Below are 15,181 nucleotides of genomic sequence, written 5' to 3'. Positions count from 1 at the left end.
ATCCAACAAATGTTGGTTTTATATCTTCCTTGCAGTCATACAAAAAATATAGAGGAAAACGGAAATGAATTTACCCCTTTCCGATGTAAAAATGTCAAAACAAAGCAAAATTAAACTTTTTGCAGATCCAGAAGATGCATTACGCAATCAAAAAATCCGTAAAGGGATTTTAGAGGTCGGTGATCAATTACGTGAACGTCATCCGTGGTTAGTTCAGCACCAAGATCAAATTGGTCTGGGTATTTTAACCCTAACTGTCACTGGAATTATTTTCAATATAACACAATACGCTAGAGGGAAAATGCCTTGGTATGTGGCAGTTCCACTTTCTGCATTTTGGATGTCAATCTTGCATGAACTTGAGCATGATCTGATTCACCAAATGTATTTCCGTAAAAATAAAAATATGCATAATTTGATGATGGGTGCGGTCTATATGTTCCGTCCAAGTACCATCAGCCCGTGGATTCGTCGTGATATTCATATGCATCATCACAAGTCATCTGGCACAAAGAGTGATCTTGAAGAACGTGGTATTAACAATGGTGACAAATGGGGCTTTAAACGTCTGATCATGACTGGTGACAATATGTTGGCGGTTTATCTACGCCCAATCACCATGATGAAAACCACCAATCGCTATGTTAATGCCCAGAAAAACTTAACAAAAACTGAAAAATTAAAATTAAAAGCCAAAGTTTCATCAGGTTATACGCCTTTGGGGCATATTCACTATGCTTTATGGCATGGTTTTTTACTAATGTCAGTTGCAAAACTGGCAATGAAAGCGGTTGGTATAAAGCAACCTAAAAATAAACTATGGAAATTGGCGGATAAGACAACCAAGTTCTATGCCGTCAGTATTGCTGCACCGAATTTCCTCAGAACACTGAGTCTACATTTCACCAGCTCAAATATGCATTATTACGGTGATGTTGAAGATGGCAATATCGTTCAGCAATGCCAAGTGTGGACAGATTGGCGCATGAAACCTTTACAAGCTTTCTGTTTTAATTTTGCAGGTACACATGCAATCCATCACTTTGTGGTACGTGATCCGTTCTATATCCGCCAAGCGATTGCACAGGACTGCTACCCAGTGATGAAAGAAAATGGCGTGCGTTTTAATGACTTTGGTACATTCAAACGTGCTAACCGTAGATTTGAATCAGGAAAATCATGAGAAATAACAACAATAAATAAAAAAGTAAGGAACTTTCCGATTGATGAGGGCTCGTGCATGTGCTCTCTTTTTTATTTTAAATCGATTGGTTTGGCTTTATATTAGATTGAATAAAATCTAAGCACCACAGTCGAATCACCATAAAAAATGAATTTTAAAATACTCAAACCACTATCCATATTTACACTTTGCTTTTGTGTATGTGCAACAAATGTTTCTGCAAGTGAAAAAGTTTTGCAATCTATTGATAACTTAGATAACGAGGACATCCATACTGATGAAGGTAATTATTTCAAACTCATTCGAATAGAACAAGGTTGTCGAATCGAAGCTAAGTTTTACCTATCTAATCAACAGCATATTTACAATTATTACTTTAACAATCAAACATTATATAAAGCAACACGTAAGACTTTCCAATATCGCTATAAGAAAGGGGAAGAAGGTTCTTTAGGCGCTGTTACTGGTATTTATCAAAGTTCAAGTGAAGTTTATCCATTGACTGATGCTGAAATGCTAAAACGGTATAAATATTTTAAGTCATTATTTCCTAGCACTTATCTCAAGCAATGTACCTAAACAATACGCTAAAACATGTCACTTTAAGCAATCTTAAAGTGACAGAACTCATTCAAACTTTCATCATCAAAACTGACTTGTCCTTGAATATCACAACTCATATAAAAGTTTTTATAACTCAGCACATAAAAGTCCGTGGTCTTTTTGATCACGATTGGATTCATATCCAAAGACAAAGCATCATCGTGTTTAAATAGCTTGGTGACACGGCGGTCATTCATACAAATCAAATAGTTTTGTTTCTTAATCTCAACCTGCGCCAATCCATTATTTTCAACATGTAGCGGAATAATGTATTTACCATTCACATCAATCACTTGCTGATCATAACTTTCCAGTTTTTGTGTAATCACATTGAACACTAGAATATTGCCATAACTATCTTTAAGTTGAGATTTATCCTCAAAGGCAAAATTAACCTGAATCCCTAACTTTTGTAGATCTTGCTCATCGACACGTTTATTGGTGAGTAAAATACGGGTAATGGTCTGCTTTAAACTGGCATCAAAAAAAGCACTGTCTAATTGAATATCTGAACCTTTTAAAATTTTCCCTAAAGCTTCGTTATGTGTTCCGAGTAAATGCGCAATCACACTACGATAATAAAATTTACTGTTTTTCTTCACCTCACGAATCTGCTTATAAAAATAAGTCTGATCATAAGGACGTTCAATAAAATCGTGTAGTAATGCAGAGTTTGCCAACACCGCAATCGCATCATGTCCTGTATAAGGCAAATGCAAAGTATGTAACTGAGGAATTAACGGTTTTATTTTTAAATAATGCTCTTTGTCATGTTCGAAATAAGGATCATAGACAATAATATATTCACACTCAGCAACAATATCTTTCGCCTGAATACGCATATCTGAATTTAGCTCAGGATCATAAAAGTCGGTATAGCGTTTATCTTCAACTTCTGTTGGATCAATTGAATACTGTGGCACCATCGCCACCACACGATTCATTTGCAAAGCACGCGCATATTTGATTGCAGCGTAGCCCCCCATCGAACCACCATAACCGACGATATTTTTATACTGTTTTAAAATTGGCGTAATGTGCTCAAGCAAAGCTGTCATGCTTGAAGCAGGAAACCATGATTTTTGCTTCGGCATGATGCCTACCACAGCATAATCATATTTCATCAAAGACTTTTCAGCATTGATCGACGTACCCTTGGCACGGGTGATCAAGTCCCCAAAAGACAGAACCAGTGTGTCGGCACTTCCTTGTAAATAGATTGCTCTGATATGTTCGTCTTCAAAAATTATTTGCTTATCCATTCGCACACCGAGCAAAGCTCTCTCATTGGCTGAAATTAAATGAATTGGCACTTGCCTATTCATTGCTTCAAGTGTCATATTTTATAGAGTCTGGTCAGATAAAAAAGCGCAAAATATGACACATTCCTTACATCCTGCTGCTCAAAAAGGTTTCAGTTCTGCTGCTGAACTTTATCAACAAGTACGACCAAATTATCCACAAGCAGTGGTTGATTGGTTAAAGGATGACTTAAAACTCAATCCTCATTCCACTGCGATTGATCTAGGTTCAGGCACAGGAAAATTCTTAGCCTATCTAAAACAAGCCACACCAAATGTCACAGCTGTCGAACCTGTCACAGAAATGTTGGAACAGTTGAAAATAGTACATCCTGATGTACAAACGCTTCAAGCCAAGAGTGATCAAATTCCACTAGATCGTAACAGTGTTGATGCTGTTTTGTGCGCTCAAGCATTTCACTGGTTTGCCAATACTGAAACCCTCACTGAAATTCATCGTATTTTAAAACCACAAGGGCATCTCGGACTGGTCTGGAATCAACGTGATGAAAATGTCGATTGGGTCAAAGCATTGGCAGATTTGCTCGCCACCATGGAAGGTGACACACCTCGTTACCACAGTGGACAATGGAAACAGGTCTTTGAGGATCAATCACTATTTGAATTGGTCAGTAGCAAAACCTTTACCCAGTTACAAACAGGTACAGTGGAAAATGTCGTGAGTAAACGTTTACTTTCCACCAGTTTTATCGCTGCAATGTCGGATGCGGAACAACTTAAACTCAAACAACGATTCGAACAAATAGTGTTTGAATATACAGGCAAATGTGCTGAAGATGAGATTGATTTTCCCTATACAACCTATGTTTATAGTTTTATAAAGCAAGATTAAGATACCCTAATTTTATCATTTCAGGATGCCAATATGAAAACCGCTTTGCCAATCATCACCTTACTCTGTTCTGGTTTAATCCTCAGTGCATGTCATAAATCACCTGAACAAGAGGCAACAAAAACAGATCCACAAAACAAAGTTGAACAACAACTAGATGCAACACCAATCAAAGAATTCCCTGCAACAGAACATGATTCACAAGATATTGAAATATTAGTTAATTTCAATAATCAATTTTCAGCTTTAAGTGATGAAATGGAAAATGAAATCATAAAAATGCAACAAGATGGCTCTTTAACCCCTGAATTTGAACTCAGTCGCCGTCAGGATAATATTCAATCCGCATTCAACATGCTCAAAGAATTAGATTTACATACCGAGCAAGGACGTTATATCCAAGGTTTACTCTATAGCTCTTGGGAAGCGCAGCAAAAACAACTCAAAGAAAACTCATCAGTAGAAGCAAAACAACCGGTTCAAGGAATAAACGAATATATGCAAGCTCAGAAGCAATTACAGCATTGGAAAAATCAAACTGAGAAAAAATCATAGTTTCGTCAGATTATTTATCTATTTTTCCCTGTGACTATCCATTAAAAAAGCCCTACTGGTTATAATCAAATAGGGCTTTTTAACATCTGTCTATGTTTTATCTAAAAATCATGACACTCGAATACGACAACGCCATTGCTGATCAGGTTGCTTAGACGATTCCCATGCACGAATATGAACTAGCTCAATATAATCCTGTCCAGGTTTTTCAGCACTAAAGCGGAAAGTTTTTGTCCCACCGACACCGACAGCACCCTGCTCTACTTCATTCTGCGTATACGTTTCTTCAGTTTTAAAAATTTTCAACGGTTGCAACAATTGCCACTGATAACCCGTGCTTGGATTTTCAGGTGCATTAAACACAAGTACATCACCCACTTTCATATCCATCAAAGTTGGGCACTTTTGTTTGAGCGTATATTCATGTGTTCTCGTATTCTTAGGCGCATTGGAACTTTGACAAGCGGTCAATCCTAAACCCAATACCAACATGGTCACACACGCTAAACCTTTCATTCTTCAAACTCTTTGTTATAAATATTGCCTAAAATTAAGCCAATAACTTAGCATCATCTCAGCTTTGGCTCAATTTGAATTTAGAGTTTTTGATTTTCTAACCACTTAATTGAATCAACACGAATCAATTTACATGCGCCATCCCCGACGCCATTCCAATCGAGTGCAGATTTCCACACCAAATCTTTGTCATTCACCTGAACCAAATCACCAGTCAAACGCACCAAGTCACCACGTTTTACTTTTTTGATTTCTTTAGCAATTTCTGGATTAGCAGGAATGATATGCATATTACTCACCAACTGGGTGGCATACTGTGCAGGAATCGGTGGCTTCGCCATTTGCCAATTTAAATAACGATCGTATTGATTAATAGAAATCTGACGTGCAATTTCTGGATGAGTAAACAAACCACGCGTTACTGCATAATCAATCGGTGAAAACTTTGCTTGCTCATCATCGTTATATTCTTTTGAGCCTAAAATACGAAATTCACCACGAAATGGCTCTAATACTGAAATTTTCTGTTGCTGTTCAGTTGGCGCTAAACCATTGGCGATATTGAACGCAGGATTTATTGCAACTTTCTGTGCAGATGTTGTCGATTGAAAAGCATGAACCTGAAAAGCACTCAATGCCAACAATCCTGCAAAGATTAACTTTTTATTCATCGCATACTCCTATTCACCACAACGTACATTTTTCATCAATATAACTGCATTATTCACATAAAAACTTAAAATAAATATCGAGATTAAGTAACAAAATACAGCGATTTCGTCATATTTTTGTCTTATATTCCACGCTTGCTTTGGTTAGAATCGAATCAATACAAATACAACAGTCTAAAACGATGATCTATAAATTTTACCAGCAACGCATTTTCCCGCATTTACTCAATCAAATTATGCAAACCCCAAGTATGATGGATGGTCGTGCAGAGTTACTGCGTAAAGTACACGGTGAAGTGCTGGAAATTGGTTTTGGTACAGGTTTGAATTTACCTTTTTATCAAGCTGTCGATCAGCTCTACGCGCTTGAACCCAATCGAGATGTTTACCAACTTGCGCATAAACGTGTCTCCGAAGCACCTTTTCATGTACAACATATTCAAGCCAGTGCCGAAAAGTTACCTTTTGCAGATAACTCACTCGATAGTATAGTCAGCACTTGGACCTTATGCAGTATTGCAGGTTTAAACCAAGCTATTCAGGAAGTTCGTCGTGTTCTAAAACCAAATGGAACGTTTCATTTGATTGAACATGTACAATATAACGATAACAACACGCTCAAAAAATTGCAGGATATTTTGACACCTGTACAAAAAGTTATTGCAGATGGTTGCCATTTGAATCGGAATATTGAGCTTGAACTTTTAAATGCCAATTTTAAATTTGCTGAGAAATATTATTTTGATGCTGAAGATTTACCAAAAGTCGGACGGCGTATGTTCATGGCAAGAGCACGAAAAGTTTAATACCTCTCTCATTGCTTATTTTCTATTCATCACAAGCTCAATGACCTCTACGATACAATAAATCCATTTCGTTGAGGTCTCATAAACTCCACGCAAAAAATGCAAAGTTATTAACAAAATCAAGTTACACTTGTCTTAGAAAGAAAAAAATTAAGGACAGGTGTGCATGTCACTGCTACTCCAAATCACGCTATTTCTTGGCGCCGCGCTCATTCTCGTTCCGCTCGGGAAAAAACTCGGTATTGCAACAGTACTTGGTTACTTATTTACAGGAATATTACTTGGTCCAAGCGTATTTAATATTGCCAATGATCCTGAAGAAATCATGCACCTTGCAGAGTTCGGCGTAATCTTACTGATGTTCTTGATCGGTTTAGAATTACGTCCTCAACGATTGTGGGAAATGCGCCAATCGATTTTCGTGATGGGAAGCTTACAAGTCATAGTAACTGGCATTGTGCTCATGGGAACCACGTTCCTCGTGTTGCAACAAAGCCTTTCCGCGAGCTTTGTGATTGGTTTTGCACTGGCACTTTCATCAACAGCATTTGTACTGCAACTGCTTGCAGAAAAACAACAACTCAACACCACACACGGTCAGCAGTCCTTTTCAATTTTACTCTTTCAAGATATTGCGGCGATTCCACTGCTTGCTGTGATTCCAATGCTCGCAGGTGGTCAATCCAGTCATCATGGTGTTGCTTATTTCGCAGCGATCATTGCCACATTTACAGGGTTATTTTTATTTAGCCGCTATGTGATGCGCCCTTTCTTCCGCTTTGTGGCAAAAAGTGGCGCGACAGAACTGATTACTGCTGTTGGATTATTCATTGTCCTCGGTGTGGTTTTACTCATGGACACTTTGGGCATTAGCACCACACTTGGCGCATTCCTCACAGGCGTGCTTCTAGCAGATTCTGAGTTTCGTCATGAGTTAGAGGCCAGTATTGCACCTTTCAAAGGCTTGTTACTCGGTCTATTTTTCATGACTGTGGGAATGACCACGCAAATCTCATTGATTGTGGATATGCCCTTATTCATCGTTGGTGGTGCAATAGGGTTGATCCTCATCAAAATGCTCGTCATGACAGCGATTGCACGATTGAAGAAGATGAGTTGGTCAAATAGCTTGATGGTTGCAACCTGTTTGGCTCAAGGGGGTGAATTTGCATTTGTGGTGTTAAATGTCGCCAAAAGTGAAAAAGTCCTCACAGATGCCATCATGGAACCGATTACATTGGTTGTGACGCTATCAATGGTGTTTACACCCGTTGTATTTTGGGTCGTTTCCACTTGGATTTTGCCTTTACTCAATAAAAATACTGAACCTCAATATGATGAAATTCCCAATGATCACCCTGCACTGATCGTTGCAGGTTTTGGTCGTGTTGGGCAAATCATTGCTCGTTTGGCACGTATTCGTCATTTTCGATTTACCGCAATTGATAATAATCTGCAAAAAATTGATTTTGTCCGTCGCTATGGTGGCACATTGTATTATGGCGATGTAACACAACCTGATTTATTACGTTCCGCAGGCATCGAGCAAGCCAAGGTTTTTGTACTTGCCATTGATGATGTGGAAGACTCAATGAATGTTGCGCGCCATATTTTATTGAATTATCCCAGCCTAACATTACTGGTTCGCGCACGTGACCGTTATCACATGCATTTGCTTCGTGATGTCGGGGTTAAACACATCTGGCGTGAAACATACTTAACGTCTTTGGGTATGGGCTATCGTGCTTTATGTGAATTAGGCGTCAGTAAAGAAGATGCTTATAATAGCGTTGAACTGTTTAGAAATTACGATGAAGAACTTTTAGCACGGCAACAACGTATTTTTACCGATGAACAAAAAGTCTTTGAAAGCTACCGTGATTTTATTTCAGAGCTTGAACATCTATTTGAAAGTGATACCCAAGTGGATAGCCAAAATCCAGAGCAGTACAAAGATGACCCTGATTTGGACGAATCAGGTTTGGAGCGACCAGAGCCGAAAACTCAAGCACTACAGCAAAAGCAGGATCGTTTTCATATTATTCGTGATGATGAAAACTGATCGTACATATAAAGCCATCAAGTTTTAGTACAAAATAAACTTGTGATTTATAATATCGCCACCATCTAAACAGGGATTTGGAGAATTTTATGACTGATTTACGTCAACGTTTTTATATTGAAGACAGCCCTGTTCGCGGTGAAGTTGTGCATTTAGATACGGCACTACAAACCATTTTAGCTCAACGAGACTATGCACCAGCGGTTGCTATTCTTTTGGGTGAAATGCTTTGTGCAACTGCGCTACTTGCCAGCACATTAAAAATTAAAGGACGTATCAGCTTACAAATCCAAGCGCAAGGTACTTTTAAATGGGCAATGGCTGAATGCAATCACTTAGGTGATGTACGTGCGCTTGCAGACTATGAAGAAGATCCGCACTTCATGCTCAGTGAGGATAGCAGCACTGTACTCAGCACCCTACAACAACCTGTTTTGTTTATTAATATTGAACCTGAGCATGGTGAGCGTTATCAAGGTATCGTACCTTTAGATAAACCAACACTTGCAGGTTGCTTAATGCAGTACTACGATTTGTCTGCACAAATTCCTACACGTATTGTTTTGGCTAGTACACATCACAATGCGGGAGGCTTACTGATCCAATTATTACCGCGTAATAATGAAGAAGAACAGCAACGTGTCGATGAAGATTTGTGGCCACGCCTGATCATGCTGACTCAAACACTCAAATCTGAAGAATTAACCGATTTGGAAGCCCAAGACATTCTTTATCGCTTATACAATGAAGAAGAAGTTCGTCTTCCAGAAGTGGAAAACTTGCAATTTAATTGCACGTGCTCACATGAGAAGTGTCAAAATGCATTGATTCAAATTGGTTTAGATGCGGTCAAAGAAACTTTAGAAATTCAAAACCCAATCGAAATGGATTGTCAGTTCTGTAATAAAAAATATCAGTTCACTGCAAAAGAGGCACTTAGTCTCTTTGGTGAGCATTTAAGTTAAATAATTCCACTAACTTAAATTGATCCAGTTTAAATAGCAAACTTAGGTTTGCTATTTTTTTTGCAGATTAATACATATTCTTATATTTAAATAATACCCGAAAAACCAAACATAAATTTGTGACATATATCTCACTTTAAAAATAAAAATTATTTATTTTATTCTTATCGAATACTGTAATTTTAATTAGTAAAACTTAAATCACTCAAAATAAAAAATAAACAGTATATATTCGATCAAACCCATTCAAAAAATATACCTTTAATAATAAATAACACACTGATTTAACTAAACATATTTAAATAATAAAATCTTGATTTATACTTATAAAAGGTAGAGTCTATTCATAATAATTCATACTTATGATTTAAATAAAAAGGATGTAAGAATATGAAAAAGATTTTACTCTGCTGCTTGAGCCTAATTACAAGCCTAAGCCATGCTTATGATTTAACAGGGAAATGGAAAACTGTAGATGATAAAACAGGTTATTCTCGTGCCGATGTCGAAATTGTAAAAAATCCAGATGGCACATATTCAGGGAAAATTTATACTATCCGTCCATTACCAGGTAAACCATTAGAACCGAAATGCTTACAGTGTAAAGGGAACTTAAAAAATGCACCTTACGTGGGCTTACAGATTATTTCAGGATTTAAACAGGATCCAAATAGCCCAAATGAATTTATTGATGGGCAAGTATTAGACCCGTTATCAGGTAAAGTTTATAAAGGGAAAGCCAAAGTAAATGCAAAAAATAATCGCTTAAATATGCGTGGATATATTGGTGTATCAATGTTAGGGCGGAGTGTGACTTGGTTGAGAATTGAATAGATTTATATTAAAGCGCTTCGGCGCTTTTTTTATAAGCCCTGCCTTATCCTAAATGGATTTAAATAACCTGAAACTATAAACAATAATCCCCAATAACGTGAAAATACTTGTTCAATAATTGAATAAAAATAACATTGATCTAGAACTCGTTTTTCAGCTATAAATTTTGAAACAATAACAACACGAAGAAAGGCTTCCATAGATCTCAAAAAAAGCATAAAACTATAATAAAGATAAACAATTAATGACTGAGAATATGGCAAAAAATTATTATGAAGAACTGGGAGTTGCAAGAACTGCGACGCCTGATGAAATTAAAAAAGCATATCGTAAATTGGCTCGAAAATATCATCCAGATGTGAGTAAAGAAGCTGATGCTGAGGAAAGAATGCAAGGCATTAATGTCGCTTATGACACGCTCAGTAATGAAGAAAAGAAAAAACAATACGATTTCGAACTCGACAACCCTTATGCCAATACAGCAGGCTTTGGCGGACAAAGCAGTGGACAAAGTGGCTTTGATGGCAGTCAATTCTATCGTTCAAGTGGCAATACAGGTGGTCAAGACTTTAGCGGTTTTGAAGATTTGTTTGGACGTTTTGGTGGTGGGTTTGGTGGCGGACGCCAACAAGAATATGGACAAAGGGGCTCTCAACAACGTAGTTATAAAGGTGAAGATCAACACGCCAGTATTCAAGTTCCTGTGAATATTGCCTATGAAGGTTCAACACAAACCATCACCCTACAAATTCCGACTTATAATGCTTATGGCGAAGCCGAAGTTCAACGCAAAACACTTCAAGTAAAAATCCCAAAGGGAATGAAAGAAGGACAACAAATTCGTCTTTCTAAACAAGGGCAGGCTGGAATTAATGGCGGTGAGAATGGTGACTTATATATCGAAATTCAATACCAAGATACTGATCGTATTCGTGTCGAAGGCGCAGATGTATATTACACCGTAGATGTTACCCCTTGGGAGGCAGCACTGGGTCAAAGTATTGAAATAGATACACCTGCGGGTAAAGTCAAAGTAAATGTCCCACAGAATGCCAAAAATAATCAACAACTGCGCTTAAAAGATAAAGGCATCCCTGCAAAAGTACCTGGACATTTATATTTAGTCATCAATATCGTTTATCCAAAGGCCAACACAGAACAACAGCAAAAAGCATATCAAGATTTTTCCAATGCTTTTCATGACTTTAATCCACGTTCATAACTGAATAATTGATTGATAAATCAATCACTCTGCTAAAGGAGAGCAATCATGACAACTATTCAATACCGTGAAATTGTCTATGACGGTTTCCAAGATGCCGAAATCGTAGATGAAAACCTAAATTTAGATCTCAAAAATTTTGCCCAAGCCTGTGGTCAAAGCCCTGAGTGGATTTTACAATTACTAGAATATGAAATCTTACCTGCTCGACCAGAAGATCGTATTCATCAATTTTTTGGAGAAGACATTGCACGTGCTCGACGAGCCTATCGCCTTCAACGAGATTTTGAAGCAAGTTTATCTGCTGTTGCAATGATGATGGATTTACTTGATGAGGTTCAACAATTACGGAAACAAGTCAAACACCTTCATCTACATTCACACTAATTCATTTCAAATTGTTAATACCTAGTGGCAGGTTATTATTTAACCTGTCATGATGGAGAGCTTGTCTTTCCGTTTTGTTTTATGATTTAGAATTTTATAAATAAGAGGTTAAGGGCTCTAATGAATTCGAAAGTAATGAATAAAAAGTTGAAACACATGTTCCCAGAACATCACAATCTCATGTGTATCCTCAAACAAGAAGATCCGCATTTTGCCAAGCTTTTAACTGATCATGATGAACTCGATCGTGAAATTAGTCAGCTAGAGCTTGATCCACTCAATCATATTCATGAAAATATTGAACAGCTCAAACGAAAAAAACTGCGATTAAAAGATCAGCTTTATTCAATTTTACAAAGGTCTGCTCACATGAATGTATCACTAGAATAATCCATAATTATGTCAGTTTTATGATTACTCTAGCTATGTGATTACTTTAGCTTTGTTATTTTTTCAACTTCTTTCATGGTTTGTTTAATCGGCTCATAGTCCAAAAACCATAAAAAGTTAACGTGTTGATTATTATGTTGTTGCGCCAACATATCAATCACACTCCTTTCCCCTCGCCCAACCAAATGTCGTCGATAAAAATAGATCAGTAATCCTACAGTACAAATCAACATTGCACTGAGCATGATCCAAAAACCAATTGGACTCTTTAAGCCTGGAATAAATTCAAAATTCATTCCATATACACCGGTTAATAAAGTTAATGGTGCAAATACTGCGGTAATGATTGCGAGAATCCGCATATTTTCATTAGTTTGATTGGCGATAGCAGAAAAATGTAGATCAATCGCTGTTTGAATCGCTGTACTTAAGCGAACTGTATATTTTTGAATTCGCTCAACATGACTGGTTAAATCATCCACTCGAACAAGCATAATATCTTGTTTTTCATTGTGTTTTTTACCCTTTAAATGGGTGTAATTTTCAACAATTTCATCGCGTAATTCCTGTAAAGAATCGATCTGCTCCTCACACAAATTCTCAATTTGCTGAAAGACCATATTTTCCTGAAATAGCTGATGCCACTTGGCAAAACGACGATTGCCTTGTAAAAGTTCTTGTTGCCAAAATTCTACACGGCGAGACAAAGGCTTTCGCAGGTCTAAATATCCATCCACCATACTATTGAGTAAGCGTAAGGCCAAATCGACAGGCGTCGTCGCTAATTTACGCGGTTTATTTTGCTCATCTATACTTTTGCTCATGATATTCATGATTCTCGTAAGATAGCTTTCAAAAGCATGATTACCTTTTTCATGTACCGTGATTAGTGCATGAGAGGTAATAATAAAACTGACTGGTGATGTGGCTAATCCAAATATTGTGTCATGCTTTTCTAGTGCATTTTCCCCACTATTAATTTGATCGTCTGGGGTAATCAACTTTCTAAAAATGAGTAAATCATAATCCTCCATCGCATCGAATGCACATGGGTGCTCAATATTTAAAAGATCTTTTAAATGATATTCATTGACCTGAATTTGAGTATTCTGCAATATTTCTTGTTGCCACTGTTCTGCACGATTCACCACATCTTCACGGGTACAATCAATCCAGACAAATTGCTGCTCTACATTAAATACAGGTTCTTTTTGTACACAGGTAAAGGGTGCTTCAGGATGCTGAAAAAAATAAAAACTTTGCATATTCACAGCTTTTAAAAAAATTATTGTTGGTCTTCCTTACTCGCATCATGCCATAAAAAAGCCTGCATGAAGCAGGCTCTTTTAAAGAAAATTGTGAATCCCACGTCAATTGCGCTCGATCTACAGATTTCACCTATAAAGCACTCATGAAATATGAAAAATAATCTAATCTAAAAACAATAAATTAAGTGATCTTTTTTTTGATTTATGAAAGAGACAAATCACACTCTAATTGTAATCGAGCTCAAAACAGATTAACTTAACGTGTTATACCAAGACCTCAAATAAAAGATTTATATAATGAAAAAGACAACTAAATTTAACTCACCATTATTTTCAAACGTAAACGTAGGTGAAAAAATAAAAGATCTTAAACTTAATGGAAGGTATAACGAAGCAATAGAACTTTTAAAAAAACCGAATACTTTTTACTCTTCAAAAGATATAAATCTTGAAATTTCAGATTGTTATTTTGAAATAAAAGAATATGCACTCGCAAAAGAATATATTTTAAAATCGATTAAAGCGAATGGTGAGACTTTATATCTCTTAGGTAAATTATCATCCATACATTATTTGTTGAATGATTTTGAAAACTTTTTAAAAGTCGGTAATCAACTTTTATCTTTAAATGATACTCAAGATTTTTTGGAAATACACACCAAACCAAAACCTATAGGTAATGATAAAACTAAAAATATCATTAGTTTTTCAATCTATGGCGATTCACCAAGATATTGCGAAACAGCCATTTTAAATACAATAGAGGCGAAAAATTTATATCCAAATTGGACATGCCGATTTTACGTCGATCGTAGCGTCCCCCAAGAAGTATTAGATAGATTAGTTGCAAATGGTGCTGAGTTACACTTCGTATCTGATGAAGTTAAAAAAATGATCCACGGCACGATGTGGCGCTTTTTAGTTATTGATGATGAAAATATTGATAGATTTATAATCCGTGATGCAGATTCTATTGTATCGACTAGAGAACAATATGCTGTAAATGAATGGCTCGAAAGTGATAAAGCATTTCATATCATGCGTGATGGATATACACATACAGATATCATTTTGGCAGGTATGTGGGGTGGAGTGACAGGAATTATAGAAGATATAAAAAGCCAAATCCTCAAATATAATAAAACATGTCAGTCAAAACTATATTTTGGGCAGGATCAACATTTTCTCAGAGATGTGATATGGAAACAAATTAAAGGCAGTGTTTTACACCACGACAGCCAGTTTAATTATGAAAATACGGTTAAATTCCCAAACCATCCTCAACAAGAAAATGGACATGAAAATAGACCCAACTTTCATGTTGGTTGGGATACAACTTCAGAATTTTCGATCCCATCAAACAAAAAAAATGGTGAAAAATTTTCTTGGGCAATCGTAGATAAAGAAAATCATGTGATTTGTAAATACACTTCAACAGTTAAAGCCAATAAGTTTACTTTTGTAGTCCCTATTCCTTATCTAGAAAAATTAAATAGCAAGGATTGGTCAGTTCAAGTTATTTGACCAATGCTTTTGTATATTCACAGCGCTTAACCGTTATTGTT

General features: G+C 36.7%; 16 protein-coding genes. 12 read left to right on the top strand and 4 right to left on the bottom strand.

Features of this window, described 5'->3' with window-relative positions; translation table 11 throughout:
- Positions 1-64: 64 nt before the first annotated feature.
- Together BEN71_RS02555 and BEN71_RS02550 are read left to right on the top strand one after the other, a co-directional pair.
- Positions 65-1,183 carry a fatty acid desaturase gene (locus BEN71_RS02555; RefSeq protein ID WP_068973773.1) on the top strand — a complete coding sequence of 373 codons (1,119 nt, stop codon included), beginning with the start codon at positions 65-67 and terminating at the stop codon, positions 1,181-1,183.
- Positions 1,184-1,330: 147 nt separating this feature from the next.
- On the top strand, positions 1,331-1,762 hold the full coding sequence (locus tag BEN71_RS02550) for a hypothetical protein (RefSeq protein ID WP_068973774.1): 432 nt from the start codon (positions 1,331-1,333) through the stop codon (positions 1,760-1,762).
- 23 nt (positions 1,763-1,785) lie between these two features.
- Here the strand turns inward: BEN71_RS02550 and BEN71_RS02545 are convergent, their stop codons facing one another.
- Complete coding sequence (locus tag BEN71_RS02545; RefSeq protein WP_068973918.1) at positions 1,786-3,048, bottom strand: hypothetical protein; 1,263 nt, start codon at positions 3,046-3,048, stop codon at positions 1,786-1,788.
- 115 nt (positions 3,049-3,163) lie between these two features.
- Here BEN71_RS02545 and BEN71_RS02540 point away from each other — a divergent pair, with 115 nt between their 5' ends.
- Complete coding sequence (locus BEN71_RS02540; RefSeq protein ID WP_068973775.1) at positions 3,164-3,940, top strand: class I SAM-dependent methyltransferase; 777 nt, start codon at positions 3,164-3,166, stop codon at positions 3,938-3,940.
- 33 nt (positions 3,941-3,973) lie between these two features.
- Positions 3,974-4,495, top strand: coding sequence for a hypothetical protein (locus BEN71_RS02535; protein ID WP_068973776.1), 522 nt, complete (start codon positions 3,974-3,976; stop codon positions 4,493-4,495).
- 108 nt (positions 4,496-4,603) lie between these two features.
- Here BEN71_RS02535 and BEN71_RS02530 read toward each other — a convergent pair whose 3' ends face one another.
- Positions 4,604-5,011, bottom strand: a complete 408-nt coding sequence (locus tag BEN71_RS02530) for a protease inhibitor I42 family protein (RefSeq protein WP_068973777.1) — start codon at positions 5,009-5,011, stop codon at positions 4,604-4,606.
- An 80-nt stretch (positions 5,012-5,091) separates the two neighbouring features.
- The gene (locus BEN71_RS02525; RefSeq protein WP_068973778.1) at positions 5,092-5,682 is read right to left on the bottom strand and encodes a hypothetical protein; all 591 of its coding nucleotides are present in this window, start codon (positions 5,680-5,682) and stop codon (positions 5,092-5,094) included.
- Between the two features lie 182 nt (positions 5,683-5,864).
- Here BEN71_RS02525 and BEN71_RS02520 point away from each other — a divergent pair, with 182 nt between their 5' ends.
- The 7 genes from BEN71_RS02520 (at position 5,865) to BEN71_RS02490 (ending at position 12,348) form a co-directional block, all read left to right on the top strand.
- Positions 5,865-6,488, top strand: coding sequence for a class I SAM-dependent methyltransferase (locus BEN71_RS02520; RefSeq protein ID WP_068973779.1), 624 nt, complete (start codon positions 5,865-5,867; stop codon positions 6,486-6,488).
- Positions 6,489-6,654: 166 nt separating this feature from the next.
- A complete protein-coding gene (locus tag BEN71_RS02515) occupies positions 6,655-8,550 on the top strand; it encodes a monovalent cation:proton antiporter-2 (CPA2) family protein (protein ID WP_068973780.1) in 1,896 nt (631 codons plus the stop codon).
- Positions 8,551-8,639: 89 nt separating this feature from the next.
- Positions 8,640-9,515 carry an Hsp33 family molecular chaperone HslO gene (hslO, locus tag BEN71_RS02510; RefSeq protein ID WP_068973781.1) on the top strand — a complete coding sequence of 292 codons (876 nt, stop codon included), beginning with the start codon at positions 8,640-8,642 and terminating at the stop codon, positions 9,513-9,515.
- Positions 9,516-9,905: 390 nt separating this feature from the next.
- Complete coding sequence (locus tag BEN71_RS02505; protein ID WP_068973782.1) at positions 9,906-10,349, top strand: DUF2147 domain-containing protein; 444 nt, start codon at positions 9,906-9,908, stop codon at positions 10,347-10,349.
- 256 nt (positions 10,350-10,605) lie between these two features.
- Complete coding sequence (locus tag BEN71_RS02500) at positions 10,606-11,571, top strand: DnaJ C-terminal domain-containing protein (RefSeq protein ID WP_068973783.1); 966 nt, start codon at positions 10,606-10,608, stop codon at positions 11,569-11,571.
- Between the two features lie 48 nt (positions 11,572-11,619).
- Positions 11,620-11,958 carry a chaperone modulator CbpM gene (locus BEN71_RS02495; protein WP_068973784.1) on the top strand — a complete coding sequence of 113 codons (339 nt, stop codon included), beginning with the start codon at positions 11,620-11,622 and terminating at the stop codon, positions 11,956-11,958.
- 120 nt (positions 11,959-12,078) lie between these two features.
- The gene (locus tag BEN71_RS02490) at positions 12,079-12,348 is read left to right on the top strand and encodes a YdcH family protein (protein ID WP_068973785.1); all 270 of its coding nucleotides are present in this window, start codon (positions 12,079-12,081) and stop codon (positions 12,346-12,348) included.
- Positions 12,349-12,389: 41 nt separating this feature from the next.
- On the opposite strand, the gene BEN71_RS02485 is transcribed toward BEN71_RS02490, so the two are convergent.
- On the bottom strand, positions 12,390-13,613 hold the full coding sequence (locus tag BEN71_RS02485) for a magnesium transporter CorA family protein (protein WP_068973786.1): 1,224 nt from the start codon (positions 13,611-13,613) through the stop codon (positions 12,390-12,392).
- Between the two features lie 300 nt (positions 13,614-13,913).
- Between BEN71_RS02485 and BEN71_RS02480 the strand changes: the two genes are divergently transcribed.
- Entirely contained in the window at positions 13,914-15,140 is a 1,227-nt protein-coding gene (locus tag BEN71_RS02480; RefSeq protein WP_086322674.1) for a tetratricopeptide repeat protein, read from the top strand.
- Positions 15,141-15,181: the final 41 nt, after the last annotated feature.

It is taken from the genome of Acinetobacter wuhouensis (genome assembly GCF_001696605.3).
Classification (GTDB): Bacteria; Pseudomonadota; Gammaproteobacteria; order Pseudomonadales; family Moraxellaceae; genus Acinetobacter; species Acinetobacter wuhouensis.
This window is presented reverse-complemented; position numbering and strand designations above follow the sequence as displayed.